This is a genomic window from Fulvivirga sp. AWR4_260, assembly GCF_056158185.1.
The window spans coordinates 1249105-1267580 of record NZ_JBSWSU010000001.1 but is presented as its reverse complement, the minus strand read 5'-3'; the positions used below and the strand labels follow the sequence as shown (position 1 = coordinate 1267580).

Annotated in this window: 14 protein-coding genes; 2 read left to right on the top strand and 12 right to left on the bottom strand. The window is 37.4% G+C overall.

Annotation, left to right across the window (positions count from 1 at the left end):
• Positions 1-81: 81 nt before the first annotated feature.
• Positions 82-2703: an RICIN domain-containing protein gene (locus tag ACXACQ_RS05330; protein ID WP_474974897.1), complete on the bottom strand. Its 2622-nt coding sequence runs from the start codon at positions 2701-2703 to the stop codon at positions 82-84.
• Positions 2704-3278: 575 nt separating this feature from the next.
• Here ACXACQ_RS05330 and ACXACQ_RS05325 point away from each other — a divergent pair.
• Complete coding sequence (locus ACXACQ_RS05325) at positions 3279-4259, top strand: ETX/MTX2 family pore-forming toxin (protein WP_474974896.1); 981 nt, start codon at positions 3279-3281, stop codon at positions 4257-4259.
• 121 nt (positions 4260-4380) lie between these two features.
• On the opposite strand, the gene ACXACQ_RS05320 is transcribed toward ACXACQ_RS05325, so the two are convergent.
• A complete protein-coding gene (locus tag ACXACQ_RS05320) occupies positions 4381-5643 on the bottom strand; it encodes a cation:proton antiporter domain-containing protein (RefSeq protein ID WP_474974895.1) in 1263 nt (420 codons plus the stop codon).
• Positions 5644-5929: 286 nt separating this feature from the next.
• Between ACXACQ_RS05320 and ACXACQ_RS05315 the strand changes: the two genes are divergently transcribed.
• Entirely contained in the window at positions 5930-6889 is a 960-nt protein-coding gene (locus ACXACQ_RS05315) for a calcium/sodium antiporter (RefSeq protein WP_474974894.1), read from the top strand.
• A 22-nt stretch (positions 6890-6911) separates the two neighbouring features.
• On the opposite strand, the gene ACXACQ_RS05310 is transcribed toward ACXACQ_RS05315, so the two are convergent.
• The 10 genes from ACXACQ_RS05310 to treZ all read right to left on the bottom strand — a co-directional run bounded on the left by ACXACQ_RS05310 (position 6912) and on the right by treZ (position 18328).
• Positions 6912-7310: a DUF1761 domain-containing protein gene (locus ACXACQ_RS05310; protein WP_474974893.1), complete on the bottom strand. Its 399-nt coding sequence runs from the start codon at positions 7308-7310 to the stop codon at positions 6912-6914.
• Positions 7311-7325: 15 nt separating this feature from the next.
• Positions 7326-8051: a phosphatase PAP2 family protein gene (locus ACXACQ_RS05305; protein WP_474974892.1), complete on the bottom strand. Its 726-nt coding sequence runs from the start codon at positions 8049-8051 to the stop codon at positions 7326-7328.
• Positions 8052-8133: 82 nt separating this feature from the next.
• Complete coding sequence (locus ACXACQ_RS05300; RefSeq protein ID WP_474975040.1) at positions 8134-9381, bottom strand: 4-hydroxy-3-methylbut-2-enyl diphosphate reductase; 1248 nt, start codon at positions 9379-9381, stop codon at positions 8134-8136.
• Between the two features lie 95 nt (positions 9382-9476).
• Complete coding sequence (locus ACXACQ_RS05295; protein ID WP_474974891.1) at positions 9477-9659, bottom strand: hypothetical protein; 183 nt, start codon at positions 9657-9659, stop codon at positions 9477-9479.
• A gap of 121 nt (positions 9660-9780) precedes the next feature.
• The gene (locus tag ACXACQ_RS05290; RefSeq protein WP_474974890.1) at positions 9781-11283 is read right to left on the bottom strand and encodes a Do family serine endopeptidase; all 1503 of its coding nucleotides are present in this window, start codon (positions 11281-11283) and stop codon (positions 9781-9783) included.
• A 209-nt stretch (positions 11284-11492) separates the two neighbouring features.
• Positions 11493-11903: an Hsp20/alpha crystallin family protein gene (locus ACXACQ_RS05285; RefSeq protein WP_474974889.1), complete on the bottom strand. Its 411-nt coding sequence runs from the start codon at positions 11901-11903 to the stop codon at positions 11493-11495.
• Between the two features lie 155 nt (positions 11904-12058).
• On the bottom strand, positions 12059-12658 hold the full coding sequence (locus tag ACXACQ_RS05280; protein ID WP_474974888.1) for a toxin-antitoxin system YwqK family antitoxin: 600 nt from the start codon (positions 12656-12658) through the stop codon (positions 12059-12061).
• Between the two features lie 123 nt (positions 12659-12781).
• Positions 12782-13807: an aldo/keto reductase gene (locus ACXACQ_RS05275; RefSeq protein ID WP_474974887.1), complete on the bottom strand. Its 1026-nt coding sequence runs from the start codon at positions 13805-13807 to the stop codon at positions 12782-12784.
• Positions 13808-13874: 67 nt separating this feature from the next.
• Complete coding sequence (gene treY / locus ACXACQ_RS05270; RefSeq protein ID WP_474974886.1) at positions 13875-16520, bottom strand: malto-oligosyltrehalose synthase; 2646 nt, start codon at positions 16518-16520, stop codon at positions 13875-13877.
• Positions 16517-18328: a malto-oligosyltrehalose trehalohydrolase gene (gene treZ, locus ACXACQ_RS05265; RefSeq protein ID WP_474974885.1), complete on the bottom strand. Its 1812-nt coding sequence runs from the start codon at positions 18326-18328 to the stop codon at positions 16517-16519. Before treZ ends, treY begins: the two co-directional genes overlap by 4 nt.
• Positions 18329-18476: the final 148 nt, after the last annotated feature.

Here is an 18476-nt window from a genome sequence, read left to right as displayed (position 1 = left end):
GGTTTACTTCCTGCATGCAATATTCACATTTCTCACTCCGCTCTAGAACAATAAAAGGTGAGCAAGCTCACCTTTTTAGTGCTATTCTTTTATAAATTTAAGTATCTTTTCTTCACCTTCTACTTTAACAATGTATAAGCCAGGGTTAAGATCTCTGATATTAATACTGTGATGGAAAAGCTTAGATTCTAAAACAGCTTTGCCTGTAATCTCATACACCGTTATTGCTGTATTATCCTTTACCCCTGAAATTGTTAATTGATTTTGTGCCGGGTTTGGATACAATTTCAGTTCTTCAGTAGCTAATAGGCTTTCGTTTAAATCTCTTTTCAAAGCTGATGCACGAACAAACTCCAACTGCCACTGACCAGAATTATCATAACCATTACCTCTTTGGACCACATTGGCTCCATGAGTATAATCCTCCCAGCTCACTTCAATAGCCAGTCCACTATTTTTTGTAATGAGATTATAATAACCATCTTTAGCCTCTTTTATGATAAACTTTTGATTATCATGATTGAGATAAGAATATTGAATAAGCTGAATTCCGTTTCTTCGTTCTAGGTTAGCCACATCTAAACTTAAGCCACTAGTTAGATTCGTGATTTTATATGTTCCTGATTCCACCTCTTCTAACCTAAACACTTGATTGTTATTTCCAGTAAAAGGCCATTGAACATATTTAGCCCCTAAGGCAGTATTACCTTCCCAAAGCTCCATGTACAAATTACTGAACCTGTTTTTGATTCTATAGATGCCGCTTAACCCACTAACTCCATTTGGAGAAATAATCAACGATTGTGCCTGATCATTAAAATTCAATAAACAAATAGATTCTTCTGTAATCTCTACGCTGCTACCTTGAAAGTTATCTTCCGAGAATAAAGTGACCTTATATCCATTCTGCACCTTTAATGCTGAGATTTCATTAATCCCTATTCCTGCTGCAGTAAGCTGCCCTGAATTATAGCTTCCCGGGCCTAAAAATCTCTCATAGCCGCCATAATTACAATCTTGATAAAAAACCGCTATACCTTCAGTTACAGTAGGGCATAAATGGCTACTCATTACTCTGGCAAAGTCAGCCCCCATTCTTACATACCCATCTTTAAAGTAATGCCATGAGTCTGTAGGATAACCGTGAGTTTCAAAAACATAAACATTGCTCATACTTTTGGCTACATTCTCCTCAGCCTGTCGCACAATCACATGGTTTTCCCAACTAGCCGATGCATCAATTTTGGCTATTACAAATGGCATGGCAGGCACCGCAAAATCATTCCTAAAATCCTTTACTAAGTTGCCTAGGTTAAACTCATAATTAACTGAGAAATCATAATTATTCGAGTCATCCTCGCCTTGCATCCAGCACATGCCTTCCACAGATACATTTTCATACTTTGTTCTTAGCTCATCCAGAGCCGCTCTTACTTGCCTTACATAAATATCATAAAGATCTCCTTGTCCACCACTTCTTCCTGATGAGGGCGACCTCCATTGATTAAAAAGGTTAGTAGCAGGCCATGCTCCTTTAATAATCGCAATTTTCTCTCCTGGAAAATACCTTTGCATATCATAGGCAAAAGTCAGTTCAGGCCCAAAGCTATCCGCATCTCTACCTAAACCTGGTCTTACAGGAATCCATCCTGTATTAGTATGACCAAACACTTTAATATCTACAGTCTGATTTCTCTTCAGTGCTTCCGGAAGCTCAGGGGCACCACCATTCCAGCCCACCATATTAGATTGACCTCCCATTAAAAACACTCTAACTGAAGGCAGTTTACCTGCACCATCACCTTCCTTTTTGATAGAAAACCAGTTAATGTTAAAACCACCCGTTTGAGCAAATAAGCCAAAACTAAACATACCAGCCTCCAGGTGTACATTTTTGGTTACGGTAGTCCAGTTTTGGCCACCTCCAGTATTGGGAATATCAATAGAACCTAAAACAGTAGCACCTGCATTTAAATCGGTAGACAATACACCTCCACCAACAGCACTTGCCACTCGGTATTCCAAAACATAATCACCCGCAGCAGGTATATTGATACCTGAATAGGCCATCCATGCTCCTGTAGAGATATTAACTACATTTTCACCTCCTTCGGTGCATGCTTCTCTGTTTACACCTGAAGTAGCAGTGAAGCTTTCTGCCTCTACCTGCCTACTCCAAGAGTTATTTCCTACACCAACAGGAATAAGATTCCACTGACCACAAGCCTGCCCATTATCTTCAAACTGACTTATATTTCCTCCTGCGGCTCTACTGGCATCAAAAACTTCAATGATTTTACCACTGTGCATGGCTCTAAGCTTGTAAAAACCACCACCAGCCACTTCCACTCTAAAATGCTGGTTGTCCCCATTTAGGTACTCCCATTGCAAAATGTTAGCAAAGTTATCCTGACTTAAAGCGTCTACATCTAATGACTTGCCCGTAGCCACACAAATAATGGAATAAACACCCGGGCTTACTTCTGAAAACTTAAATTGCTGATTAGGATTACCTGTCATATGCCACTGCAAAATATTAGTACCATTACCTGGGTTTCCTCCTTCTGCCACATCCATGGCCATTCGGCTATTTCTGTTTTCAAGGATGTAAGTTCCGCTAAGCCCGGCTACTCCTTGAGCCCACGCAGGTGCATGCAGCCACTGCGTGAGCATTAAAATGAATAATAACTTAATAGGTTTCATAGGTTTAGATTTCTATTATTTAGGTTTATAATGAAAAAGTTAAAGGCACACACTTTTAGGCTAACCTATGTAAATCGAATTGCTGAAGTTCGACCTACACAGATTAGCCCAATTGCTGATTTAAGTGTGTCCGGCAGGTTAAAGCCAGAGCCTCATATTAAGGACATAAAATAATTGAGAGTGGGCGGGTGGGTATAAACATTGGGTTTAGGTTGATTTATGTTTATAAAATTTCCTTGCTCTGTAATCTCAACGATTATGCAATAGCGAATGAAGTGATTTCTTTGTATAACTGCAAGCTTTGAACTTTGCTAGCAGCCCATGATGTATTTTTGTATAATTATTTTATGGTCATAATAACCATAATTGCTCATTTTCTCATTGCTCCTTCGGTATGTGTTGGCACACCCCAGACGCTCCCAATCAAACTACATCTATCCTGTAATAGATTTCACCTGCGGTATAAGCACATCATAGTTGTATTTTTTTATGTTCAAAACATGTTTCCTAACTTGGCATAATAGATTATTGAACCATAGTCTATAAATTAATTTTTCAACCTAAACCCTAAAACCATGTCAACAAGATTGACTTTTAAAAAAGCCATTATAGCTACCGCTATTATGGGAATGTTTGCGTGTGAAGAAGAGCACGAAGTTTTTAATTCAGCAAAACCATCAGTGGAAGTATCTGATGAAAAACAAGACATCAGTGTGTTGGGCTTCTCCTCCACAGAAGAAATGCTAGCTAATGGCTGGACCAAACTTGAAAACCTTAATGCAAGCACTCTTAATGCCAAGGTGGCTAAGACTCAGAGCTCTGGCATCCACGAAAAGCTCACTTTTGATCAATTAAATGGCCTCGGATTTAACGAACATCGCTTAAAAGATTTAGTTAGCGCTAAATTCGGGCATTCTCCTGATGGATTGAGCCTTAATAGCGAAAGAAAGTTCAGTGCTCCAGACCCTACAATAACTGATCGCTATGGTTATTTTGCCTACATCGAGTCTGGCAACCCTACCATTACAGTTACTAATCAGTCTGATGAGCAGAAGGTGGTGTATGATTATACACTTTATAACTACTCTGATGAAACTGATACGCATACCCTATCTAGAAGCCATCAAAGTGGAACTACCTCCAACTGGTCAGTTACCAACTCTGTAAATGTATCAGTGGGAGGAAAAGTAGGTATCCCATTAATTTCAGAAGGAACTATAGATGTATCGGTAGGCGTAAGTGCCTCAGGTGGAGGATCAGAATCACATGTAGTAACTAACCAAATTTCATCAACTGTAACTGTACCACCTCATTCAAAAAGAAGAGTGGTGCTAATAGAGCGAGTACAAGATGCTAAGTATGAGTATGAAATTCCTGTTTCTACCACAGGGCATTTAGGTGTTAACTTTGGATCAAAAGTGGATGGCCATTTTTATTGGTTCACCCCAATTAACTCACTAATAGGAGCAGATGGGACTGACAAAGAGCTTGGAAAAATAAGCTACAATAAGGTTTATGGCGGAGAAATGTTCGCTTACGAAGCTGAAGCATTATAAAAGATAAAAGAAAAGCGACCTAATAGGCCGCTTTTCTTTTTATATCCAATCAAATGTCCAGGCTAGCATCCATACCAGCATCAAAATCACTAGCATTATTGCTATCACTCGCAATGTAGTTTTACTGAACATCTTCTTCTTTCTTATCTCGTTTATCTGCCACAGCTTTATTTTTATCTTGCTGAGGAATAGAATCTATTTCCTTATCCACCTCATTCCAATAGGCTAATTTTACTGCCTCAACAGGTTCAATATGTTTTCCGCTAGATATTAAAGCTATAGCCATAATTACGCTGGTAATTAAAATGGTATAAAGTAAAATTCCTGCACTGAAAGAATCTGTTTGCAACTCTTCTGGTATAGCAAAGAACAGTAATATAGTAATTAACCCTCTTGGTGCTATAAATATTTCAGGCAACAGGTTTTTCCCTTTAAAAAGCCTTAGCGCCAAAGCGCGTATGCCTAAAAGCACTATTATAATAGAAAGGCTAATGATCAGCACATTGGTATCTAATAATGAATGAAGGTTTATGGTTAAACCAAAAATCACAAAAAAGAAAGTACGAACCACAAAGGCTGACTCAATGGTAACTAAATGGAAATTATTAAGAATACTATTTAGCGAAGGGGTATGAAGAAGCTTCTTTAGCTTACCTCTGAAAAACAGCTTATGGTTATTTAATACTAAGCCAAATATTAATATGATGAGTAATGACGACAAATGAAATTGCTTACCAATAGAATATAAAAGCAGCAATACTGCTATTAAAAGGAATAACTTAACCTGCGTTTTTACTTTTTGAAAAACCAAAACCAGCGCATAACTGATAAATATTGAAAGCACTATGGTGATAAAAATATTAGAAATAACATCCCACACCACGGATTTAACATTAGTGTTATCTAGGTTTCCTACTAAAAAGTAGAAGTACATAATCCCTAAAATATCAGAAAAGGTACTTTCATAAACCATAAACTCTTTCTTGTCATCACCTAGCTCACCTACCGATGGTATGACTATGGCACTACTCATTATAGAAAGAGGTATAGAATAAAGCAATGCAGTGAGGTATTTCATCCCTATAAAATATTGAATCAACCCTGCGATGATGAATGAACATACCACCAGCGAAATCAACGCTACTACAAATGACTTCCATATTAATGGCCACTTTTCCCACGTAAGCTCCAAGTCAAGAGAAGCCTCCAACACAATCATTATAAGCCCTACAATCCCTAATATCTCTAAGATTTGAAAGAGCACATCTCCCGTGGTAATGCCAAAATAGCCCAGCCCAAGTTTTATAATAACACCACTTAAAACCAACAACAACACACTTGGAATATTGGTCTTCTGCGAAATGATATTGAAAAAATATGACATGATTATTATAATCGAGATAGTAATCACTGCCGTATATGAGTTAAATATTTCCATATATAGTTCTTATCCTAAAATAACTTCATCTATTTTATATAGACGAATGAAGGCTTCATAGCTTTTAAAAAACGAATATAACGCACTCTATGCTTAAGTAAAAATACTGAAGAATAAAGTAAGTATGTGCTTTGCTACATAATTTACATTTCTTCTTTAATCAAAAAGTATACATTTTTGTTAATCAATTGGCAAAATATATTATTTTCGAAACACACGCTATTACGTCTATATGTTGGTTTACATCCTGTTTATAATTGGGTTTATATTTTTAATTAAAGGTGCTGATTTACTTGTAGAAGGAGCTACTTCTATTGGCAAAACATTCAACATCTCAAGTATTGTCATTGGGCTCACCATTGTTTCTTTTGGTACTTCCTTACCCGAACTATTAGTAAACCTTATTGCCAGTTATAACGATAGCCCTGACATTGGAGTCGGTAATATTTTGGGAAGCAACGTGGCCAATATACTTTTAATTCTTGGAGTTGCCGCTATTATTAACCCCCTTCCAATTAATAAAAATACATATTTTATTGAAGTACCATTCTCACTAACCGCCACTTTGCTGGTAGGCTTTTTAGCCAATGCTTCGCTGTTTGGCAAGTCTAATGACTTTATCATTAGTCAGTACGATGGCTTCATTCTACTATTCTTCTTTGTACTATTTATGGGCTATGTCTATATCATCTCTAAGCAACGTTCTGGAGAATATAGCGCTGATGAATTTAAGTTAATGCCACTACCAAAATCTATAATTTATATTATTATAGGTATGGCAGGCCTATATTTTGGTGGAATATGGGTGGTAGATGGGGCTATAAAAATAGCTAGTGCCATGGGCATGAGTGAGGGTTTTATAGGCCTTACAGTAGTAGCGATAGGCACATCTTTACCCGAGTTAATCACATCTGCTATGGCAGCATATAAAAAAGATACCGACATTGCAGTGGGCAACGTGGTAGGCTCCAATATTTTTAACCTGCTATGGATCTTAGGGTTAAGCGCTTCTATGAAACCTATTCCTTATGATGTTATTAGCAATGCAGATATTTTTATGATCATTGCTGCCAGCACGGCTCTTATACTTGCTGTAGTTATTGGCAAAAAACCAGTGATTAGTAGATGGGAAGGTTTATTTTTCCTTATTGCTTATGGATGGTATATATTCTTCTTGGTAGATAGAGGGTAATTAAGCATTTCTGAAGTGAGCATTATGGCCATGCCGTTATAATAATGCTCATTATTACAAATACTACTATAAAATACAATGCATCTATGAACCATAATTTTAGACTGTTTCTCGAAAAAAGGTAAATTATACCTAACACAGTAGCCACCAAGCATATACTTACCCACAAGCTATAAAGAATGCCCTCGTGTATGCTGAGCCCATGAAGAATAACAGAAAGGTTGGTAGCTATTATCAATTGAAGAATAAGAGAGATCCCAAAAATTTTAGATACACTTCTTTTACTTAATTCCTGATTGGTAAGCTTCTTTTCTTTAAGCCATGCTTTGCCAAATAAAGGGCCGTACCAAATGGCTCCAATAATAAAGCTTGCAATGGCTGCTAATAGAGTTGACCAAATATTAATCCCTATACTTTCCATAACTGGCTCATTTCATTAATTACTTACAAGTGCTTTTCTCCTTCTTTCCCTATAAAAGTTAATCAAATTAAAAACAACAATACAAATAATTAGCCAAAACAACCCCGCTATAAAGCCAGCTAATACATCACTAGGATAATGCACGCCCAAGTAAATTCTACTCAGACCAATTCCGAAAATCAAAAACACTTCAAGAATAAGACAAGTGACCTTGAGCGAAGTGTTTTTCATATAATTAAAGGTGAGGTAAACCAAGAAGCCATAAAATGCCATAGCACTCATACTGTGCCCACTAGGAAAACTATAAGAGTGCGCCACAACCAGCCGCATATCTTCTATAGGCCGTGGCCTTACCAATAAGTTTTTGATACCTATATTAATTAGTGATGTTGAAACTAGCACTAGAGTAGCCTGAATTGACAACTTCCATCTATGCCCACGAAAATATAACAGTGCGGCTATGATAGGAATTATAACTAAATAAGCGTTAACTGAACCCAAGTTAGTGATACAGCGCACTAAAAACGTATTGGTATCATTTCTGAACCTATACATGAAGTTAGTTATTGTATCATCAAAATCAACAAGCTCATTAGCCTTCATTCTGGCAGTAAGCTCCAGAAAAATATCTAATGAAAAAAAGCATATTAAAGCAGGTATTAATAACGATACAATAAAAAAGATATACTCCGCTTTATGTCTCCCTAATTCTCTTACTAACTTTTTATATGCTACATTCATTCTTTACAAAACGCTTTTATTGATAACAAAGCCTTATGTTCCAAAAGGCTAGTTTATTATTAACACGCTTCGTCTAAGGTTGTTACTTTACATCAAATTGGCTTAGCACCTCTTCTACCGATTTACTTTCTGGGAAATAAGATAGCACCTTTAACATCACCTCATCTACCAATGTATCAGGGCATGAAGCTCCGCTGGTTAACACCACCTTTAAAGGCCGGTTCTCTGGCAGCCAGTTTTGGCTTTCGTTAAGCTTCTTATTGACATAATCGAAATGATGTATTTCTTTTTCTGACTTTATTTCGTTGGGTGAATTCACAAAATAAGATGGAAACTTTCGCTCGCAGAGTTCCACAATATGAGAGGTATTAGAACTGTTATAACCTCCTACTACTATGGCAAAATCAGCATTCAACTCTAATAAGCCATATGTAGCATCCTGGTTATCATTAGTAGCATAGCATAAAGTATCTCTGGTGTCAGCAAAATGAGTTTTATAATCATTTTCTCCATATACATCGACCATCACCTGCTTCACATAGTCTGCAATTTCTTGCGTTTCTGTGGCAAGCATAGTTGTTTGATTCACCACTCCTACCTTCTCAAAATGAATTTCAGGATCAAATCCTTCAGAGTATTTCCCCTCAAATAAAGTATAAAACTCCTCTTTAGAAATTTTGCCTTTTATTACTTCACCAAGGATTTTGGCTTCTTCCAAATTTTTAACAATAACAGAAGCTGCCTTTTCTGCACTATGCGAAAAAGTGGCTCTGGTTTCTTCATGATTATGCTTGCCGTGAATAATAATGGTATATTCATCTTCACCAAGCTTGGCAGACCTTTTCCACACCTTTTCTACAAAAGGACAGGTAGTATTATACTGCTGTATTTCAATGCCAATATCTGTAAGAATCTTTTTAATTTCTAATGTGGTACCAAAAGCAGGAATGATCACAATATCATTTTCACTGAGGTCTGACCAAGGAATAAATTGGGTGCCATCAGTATCCATAATAAATTTGATACCTCGACTTTGCAAGTCTTTATTTACCTCTTGGTTATGTATCATCTGACTTAAGAGGTAAACATTTTTATCGGGGTTATCTTCAATAGCACGATAGCTTATTTCAATAGCATTCTCTACCCCATAGCAAAAGCCAAAGTGGCGTGCTATATAAAACTTAACAGGGCCGAAATCTAATTCAGTAGGCGCAAAATCTTTTTTACGAGGATCCATAACACGTCTGGCTTCTTTCACTTTACCGGTGATAGAGGATCGGTAATATTCGGGTATGTCAAACTTTTTGATAATGGTGCTATTTTGATACACCACAAAAGTACAGATAATGCAGTGAAAATAAAGAAAGAAGCACGCCCTATAGGGCAGAAAAAATTAAACCCCGGATATTATCCGGGGCTATGTGTTTAACTTGCTTTCAATAAATTGTCTTGCCTTAATGTGTAGGTTCTCATTTCCTTTTTCTCTAGGTCAAACCATGCACACTCGACTAAGTAAGAGCTCTTATTCTTGATGTACTGAAGGACTTCCATCACTTTCCCATCTCTGCTGTTTCTAACACGCTCTCCTTTTTTAAAAAGTCTTTTCATAAGCTTCCAAAATTGGTTAGGATCTTTTCTTCTTTATAAGTATACGATTTTTTTAATTAATCGGATAACTAATTGTAAGTATTTCACACGGTTTTAAAGAGAACTTCATCCACTGTTTACATTAAGATAAACCCAATCCGTAATAATATGTTCCAGACATGTCCTCATAAATTCCTTCAATGAGCACACCTCCTTCTTTATTGTCTAATATTTTTACCACATCTTCTTTCGATTCCACCTCTTTACCATCAATTTTAGTTATAATAAATCCGGGACGCATATCTGTGTATTTCCTGATTCTGCCGTTACCAATAGACGCCACACGCACTCCAGATGAAACACCCAGTTTTTTAAGTGTTTTGTTATCTAAATTTTCGAGCTGAGCTCCTAGTGCCACTAAAACTTCTTCATGCTCTTTCTTCACTACTTTGGTATTCCCTTCTCTGTTTTTCAAAGTCACATCATAGGTCTTTTCTTCTCCGCTACGATTTACAGTCAGTGCTACTTTATCCCCAGGTTTTTTACTCCCTATATACCCTATCAGCTGAGCGGTATTAATTATTTTTCTGCCATCGACCTTTACTATTACATCACCTTCTTTAACTCCCGCATCTTTAGCTCCACTAGCAGGGTCAATGCCCGCTACAAACACTCCAGAATATAAATCCAGCCCATTTTCGTTCGCAAAATCACTAGTTACATCATTGATGCGCACGCCTAACCAGCCTCTTTGAACTGCGCCATATTCAATTAAATCTTCCACCACCTTACTTACTATATTTGCGGGCACAGCAAACGAATAACCAGAATATGCTCCCGTAGGACTGGCGATAGCGGTATTAATACCTACCAAATCACCATTTAAATTAACCAAAGCTCCTCCACTATTACCCGGGTTAACAGCAGCATCAGTTTGAATAAAAGACTCTATAGCTGTATTTAAGCTGTCTCGCACATTATTTTCAGCTAAAATGCCAATACTTCTACCTTTTGCACTTACTATACCGGCTGTTACCGTAGAGTTAAGATTAAAAGGATTTCCCACTGCCAGCACCCACTGGCCAACTTTTACATCATCAGAATTCACTAATGAAAGCGCGGGAAGGTTTTGCTCCTCTATTTTTATAAGTGCAATATCAGTTGTTGGGTCTGTTCCTATCACTTTAGCTTTATAGCTTCTATTGTCATGAAGTGTAACCTCTAAATCTTCCGCATCAGCTATTACATGGTTATTGGTTACAATGTAGCCCGCTTTATTAATAATTACCCCACTACCAGTAGCCACTTGCGGCCTCATAGCCCTATTGTCTTGACGCAAATAGGGGCCAAAAAAATCTCTTAAATCTTGAGGTATACGCTGTTGTGACTGCCCCGAATACCTGCCAGAGGAGGTAGAGCGGATATGAACCACAGACTCCATGGTTTTATCTGCTGCGGCAGTAAAATCCATCGGTACCATTTCACCATTTTCATTTTTGGTATACATGGCCTTTACTACAGGAGCTCCCGCTACATGCTGTACTTGTATGGCCTGACTGTTATTTAACTTAAAGACTTCTACAGTTCCTAATGTTAATGCACTACCCATAACAGCAGCTAACATTAACGCACTAAATTTCTTCATATTTTTAACCTTTTACATTAATAAAAATCCTGTGAAAAAGGACGACAACTCAGTTCATGAGGTAACATGGGAATACCATGCCAGAATTGTAATGTAAATACGCTGTGAGATTTTGGATAGTTTAAATTATATGTTAAAAAATGTTAAACCCCAAAATAAAATAAGGAGCAGCATTTGCTGCCCCTAGTATAGATGTGTTGCAATTGACATTATTTGATCTCAATCAATCGCGAAGTTTTAGCTTCTTCTTTTTTAGGTATGTTTAATTTCAAAATACCATCAATGTACTGCGCGTTTATTTGCTCTCCTACTACCGTATTTGGCAAAGTAAAAGATCGTTCAAAACTATGATAGTTAAACTCTCTTTTTGCGTACTTATGTACATCTTCACTCTCTTTTTCCGTTTTTTGCTCGCAAGATATAGTGAGTAAATTATTATCTAACTCCACTTTAAAGTCCTCCTTCTTCATACCTGGAGCCGCCATTTCTACTTGAAAAGCATTTTCGTTTTCTGAAATGTTTACTGCCGGCAGCGTGGTATTAAATCGTGAGTCATTAAACCAATCTCTCGACAAAAAATCATCAAAAAAAGTGGGAAATAAATCATTAGATCTTCTCATAAGTGTCATAATTACCTCCGTGTTTTTGGTTTAACAATTTAAATTTTAATTACACCAACAATATATCAACTGCTATACCAAAACAAATACACCACAAAAAGAAGACTAAATGTCATTATTTTAATTAAATAAGTGAAGAATCAAGACATTATGTCTCAATTGCCATTCACTCGCTTTCCTTCTTTATAGAAATACTCAATAGAAACATTACCTTCCCGATCAAACCATTTGGCTTCACCATCACGAATTCCGTTTCTGTAAAAACTCTCTTCCATTAATGTGCCGTTGGGATAATATAATTTTACAGCTCCTTGGATTTTGCCATTTCTGTAATTTTTATCTTCTATAATAGTATTGGATTTGAACTTTCGGTATCTGCCATTAAGTAATCCATTATGGTAAAAGCAGTTTAAAGTAATTTGCCCTAATTCTGAAGATTCAATATGAACGCCCTCTAAAACTCCTTTATCGTAATTATTAATCTCTTTTATGGCTCCATTGTAATGGTAAGTTATCCAAGCCCCTTCCTTTTGCTCGTTTAGGTAATCCCCTTCATGCTCCACTTCTTTGTTAGGCCCCATTAACCTTACGTGTACTCTACTTTTATTATCTTCATAAGGATGCATAATTGCATCATTAGGGATTTTATGAAATGAATCATCAGCCATCTCATTTTCAAGCTTTGAGGCTTGATCACAAGAAGCGGCCATCATCATTAAACTAAATAAGGTTACATATTTTTTAAACTGGATCATTTTTAGGAGAAATTAAGTAAGACTCAATTTTAGGCAATGACACCTTTAATGACAATGCCTTAACAGAATTTAACAATAAAAAAGCCGACATCACTGCCGGCTCTATTTTATACCTAATACGCCTTATTTATTTAATACTCTATCTTGAGATTGGCGGTCAACCATCCATCCCGGATAGGTTTTTATCGGAATACTAACTTCATTTAACTGTGCCATCTCCTCTTCCGAGAGGTTAATTTTCGTAGAATGCACATTGGATTTCAACTGATCAGTATTCTTAGCTCCAATGATAGTACTAGTCACTAAAGGGTTATGCCTCACCCATGCCAGAGCTATTTCAGCTGCTGAAACACCATACTTATCACCTATTGCCTTCTGCACATCTACAATATCGTAGGCCCTTTCTTTATCCACAGGAGGGAAGTCAAAATTATCCCTTCTGGAATTACCGGCTTTCTCCTTCTCCCGGGTATACTTACCAGATAGAAATCCTCCTGCCAATGGACTCCATGGCATTACTGCCAAGTTTTGATCTTCTGCCAGAGGTAAAATCTCCCTTTCGATATCTCTACCTGCAATTGAATAATAATATTGCATGCCTATAAACTTGTGCCAGCCATACTTTTCACTAATAGCCAATGCCTTCATCACCAACCAAGCCGGCCAATTACAAACGGCTACATACCTCACCTTACCCGTATTTACGATATCATTGAGAGTGCGCATTATTTCCTCTATAGGAGTTAGCGGATCATAGCCATGCACATACAATACATCTATATGATCTAACTGAAGCCTCTGCAAACTAGCATCTACTGAATTAAATACATGGTAGCGCGATAGACCTACACTATTTAAATTATCATTCATTCTACCCCTTACCTTTGTAGCTAACACCACTTGGTCTCGTGCTATACCTAAATCTTTAAGCGCCTTACCTAATAGCTTTTCAGATTCTCCGTAAGAATAAACATTTGCCGTATCTATAAAATTTATTCCCGAATCAATAGCAGCCTTAACTAAGTCACTAGCTTCTTGCTGTTGTAGTTTTCCTATATTTTCCCAATAGCCCTGTCCTCCAAAAGTCATTGTACCAAAACATAACTCTGATACTACAAGACCTGTATTTCCTAATGTATTATATTTCATGTTGTTGGTTTTATAAGTTATATCCTATTTTACGGTCTCCATAAGTATTTGTTAAGGATATACAAACTCAATTAGCCACAGCATTAGCCCCTACCAAAACGGCCATTTTTATTTCGCCACATACAGCTCTGAGCTCTAAAGGTTTATCGGCATATAAAAATTCGTTAGTTAAGATATTTTTCCATTGATATGGTGATTTCTCCGGTAATTTTAAATCTAGATTTTCGGGTAGTTCAAATGAGGCGTCTAAACATGTTACTACTACCAGCCATTCGTTTTTATACTTTCTGATAAACGAAAACACGCCTTCTCCAATTAATAATGGTAAATATTTACCTTCCAGAAAAAGCTCTGGGTTTTGCTGCCTTAAATGAAGTAACTTATAAGTTAAATACAGCTTACGCACGGCCAAATCCTCATTATTATTCCAAAAATCAAACAAAGCATTGACTCCTAATTTCTCTTTCTCCATAAGCTCGCTAAGCATTTTTTTCAAACACAGATAATCTACTGACCTTCTATTATCAGGATCAACAAAGCTGAGGTTCATCACTTCACAACCTTGATAAACATCTGGCACTCCCGGCAGGGTAAGCTTAAGCAACACCTGCACTTGACTTTTATAATGTGCCCCGGGTAAAACGCTTTTCATTAAAGGCCTAATAAGCTGCATAAAATAACTTTGTTGCTTTAATAATTGCTCTATGAAAGATTTACAACAAGCTTCATATGCACTATCCGGTTCTTCCCAATTGCTTTTTCGCTTGCCTTCCCTTAAAGCTTTCACCACATAATCGCTCAGCCTATTTACCCAAACATCATTAACTATTAACCCTTCAGGTATAGCCCCTATTATAGACTGATATATAAAATACTGATCGTTCAACTGCGGAAATTCACCCTTTTCAGGCTCATAATATTCAAAAAGCTTATCAACTACAGCAGTCCACTCCGAAACCTCACCACTTAAACTATTAAGCCTCATTCTTGCATCTTCACCTCTTTTAGTATCATGAGTGCTGGTAGCATTCATAGCATACGGGAAGTCCTGCTTTCTTGCTGAAACAAATTCGTGCATCATATCTACGCTTATAGCACTGACTTGCGGGTCTCCACCAACCTCAGAAAGGGACAATAAAGGATGATAATTATAAAATGTGGTATCTTCCACACCCTTGGCCATCAATGGACCTGTAAACTGAGAAAGCCTATTGACAAACAACCTCACCCTATTATAATGAGCTTCACTTAACTCAGCCTTTAAAAATAATGCCTCTAAAAAATCTAACTCAGGTATTAACGCATTATGCTTATGCCTTGCCTCATTTAAAGCTTCTTTTAAATAAGTATAATTAGCTCCCTCTAAAGGAAATTCTTCCGGATAAATTCGATATACCTCAAAGGCCACCATTAAGGCTCCAAGAGCTTCTTTTATTTTTGCCTTATCATAATTATGGTCTATCTGAAGGTCAAAAAAATAATCGGTCAGGTTATCCCATTCTCCGCCCATATACTTTTTTAACATTGTCCATTTATTGTCATTAACCAATTGGGAGTAATTAGAAAATGCGGTAGGCAGCGAATGATAAAAGGTTTTAAGCGCCTCTACACCCTGCTGGTTTGCAGTAAGCTGATTTACCTTGGTCAAGAATTGATATCCTGTTTCGCCCTGTATAGGCCAGTTAGGTGAAATCATTTCATCAGATTCAAGAATTTTTTCAACCACTATATAAGCATCTTCGCCCAGCAAACTTCGTAAGCGCTTGAGGTACTCAACAGGAGATCTTAAGCCATCAATGTGATCGATCCTCACCCCTTGTATTATATTTTCGGCATATAGCTTATAAACCAGAGAATGGTAATTATCAAAAACCTCTTCTTTCTCCATGCTGAGGCAGATTAAATCATTGATAGTAAAAAATCGCCTATAGTTAATTTGCTGCTCCGTATCCTTCCAATAAGTCAACTTATAATATTGCGTTGCTAACAATGCATTCAACAGACTTTTATCCTCATTAACCTGTTCTATTAAAGGGGTCATTTCAACTACACTAACCTGTGTAAGCCACAGTTTTTTATAAGTATTCCATGCATCATAAGAACAATGGACATTAGCCTGCGCTATAAACTTAGCTAAAGCTTCAGCTATTTCTGTATGCCCATTTCCCCTAAAAACATGCAGTAAATAATCATATGCAGGCAAAGAAAGAGGATATCGAGAATCATAATATGTAATATAAAAGCCAGTTTGATCTAGCTCTAATTTCACCTCCGCTTTATCCAAGCAACTTTTCAAATCACTCCCCAAAAAAGGGACCATTACTTTTTCTGGACATTTTGCATCACTCCAGTTAATATCAAAATAATTATAGTACTCTGAGATGGGACCTCTTTCCAGTACATCCATGAGTATCTTATTGTGCGGGTTAAAAGCCATATGGTTAGGCACAATGTCTTGTATCCAAAGCATACCATTCTCCTTTAACTTGAGAGAGAGCGCTTTTAATTCCTCGATACTACCTAGCTCAGGATTAATGACATGCGGATCGGTCACATCATACCCATGAGTACTACCCGGTGTAGCCATAAATATTGGTGAGGCATAAATAGCATTCACACCCAAAAGAGACAAATATTCAATTATTGCAGATAAATCTTTAAAGTTAAAATCTTTATGCAACTGCACGCGATAAGTACTAAGAGGTATATTCATAATAAGTTTTGAGTGGTAAGTACAACAACAGCATATGGAGCCACCAACAGCCCATCAGCATTTTGTGTAAGTAAATTATTAGACACACCTCCCCACTGTGAGGCACTGGAGTTCAACTGAACAATAAGGTTTTCAGCCTCTTTGAAAACAGCTGATTTACCATTAAAATTATAGAGTACAGTGTATTTACCTTCAGGTGTAGTAAATACAACTTTTAATAACCCAGAACTGAGCTGCTCAACGCTTAGCTGATTACGCTCCTGTAATGCCGAAAGCTTGATTTTCTTACGAAAAGCGATCAATGTCTTATAGTAACTCAAGAGAAGAGAAGAGGCTGCATCATCAATATTCCAGCCTAACTTACAATCATTAAATGTGGCCTCGCTCTGAGGATCAGGAATTTCCCCATCCCAGTCAAAGTGCTTAAACTCTTCTTTCCTACCATTACGCACCGCCTGTACCAAGTCTTTATCTGTATGGCTAATAAAATATTGAAACGGCCTTTCTTCAGCATACTCCTCCCCCATAAATAACATTGGCACATGTGGCGAAAGCAGCACCACAGCTGCAGCTAATTTAAGCTGCTCAAAATTCAAAGTTTTGGTCAATCGATCGCCCAACAAACGATTACCCACTTGATCGTGGTTTTGAGAAAACACTACGAAATTCCCATACGCTAAATCACCTACATACTTTCCAAAATTTTTCTTTCTGTGTGAAGAATACTGCCCAGTAAATACATATGAATCTTTTATAGCCTTCATTATTGGCTCGAGCCCACCAAAATCTTCATAATAGCCATTGACCTCGCCCGTTATCTGCGCATGCAATGCATGATGAAACTCATCTATCCACTGCCCAGAAAGACCATAACCTCCCTCCTTGGCAGGCCTTATATATTTAGGGTCATTAAGATCGCACTCCCCTATTAACACCTTCTCTACTCCATCCTCCTTTAGGCAGCTCACCTTATTAGATAGTTCCGACAAAAAATGCTTAGCACCAAAATCCCAAATAGCATGAACCGCATCTAACCTTAGCCCATCGATATGGAAGTCATTGAGCCACATCAGTGCATTTTGCCAATAATAATTCCGTACACCATCACAATAAGCATCATCAAAGTTGATAGCACTGCCCCAAAATGTTTTATACTTTTCTGTGAAAAAGGGAGCATAAGCCCCTAAATAGTTGCCCTCTGGCCCTAGGTGATTATAAACAACATCTAAAATTATAGCTATACCTTCTTTATGTGCTGCATCCACTAAAGTCATTAGCCCATGAGCTCCTCCGTAAGAGTCTTGCACGGCAAACGGAAAAACACCGTCATAGCCCCAGTTTCGATGTCCCGGAAACTGTGCTATGGGCATCAATTCAATGGTATTGATTCCTAAATCTTTTAAATAAGGTAATTTACTTATCACCCCATTAAAATCTCCTTCCTCAGAAAATGTACCCACATGAAGCTCATAAATAATCATTTCACTCATAGGTATGCCCTTCCAACCTTTATCATTCCACTCAAAATCTAAAGTTTCAACCGCTGACGCTTTATGCACGCCCTCAGGTTGAGATAGTGAGGCAGGATCAGGGTACAGCTTATCATCATCGAGCCTATAGAAGTATCTATTTCCGCTTTCTACATTAGGTAAGGTTACTGACCAATATCCGAAAGGATCTTTTTCAAGACCAAACTCCTGATCGTTTACAACTAAGACTACATTGTGCTGAAGGGGCGCCCAGACGGTAAACTCACATTTGCCATCGGACCTTATTTGAGCGCCTACATTTTTAGGTTTAAAGTGCATGAATAAAATTGGTTAGATATACCTATAAGACTGACAATATACATGCCATCAAAAAAAAGAATGAAGAAGGCTATTTTTTGCACCAAAAGCAGATTATAAATTAAAAAATACGGATGCCAGTTTTCACTGTAGACATATCTCCTCGCTA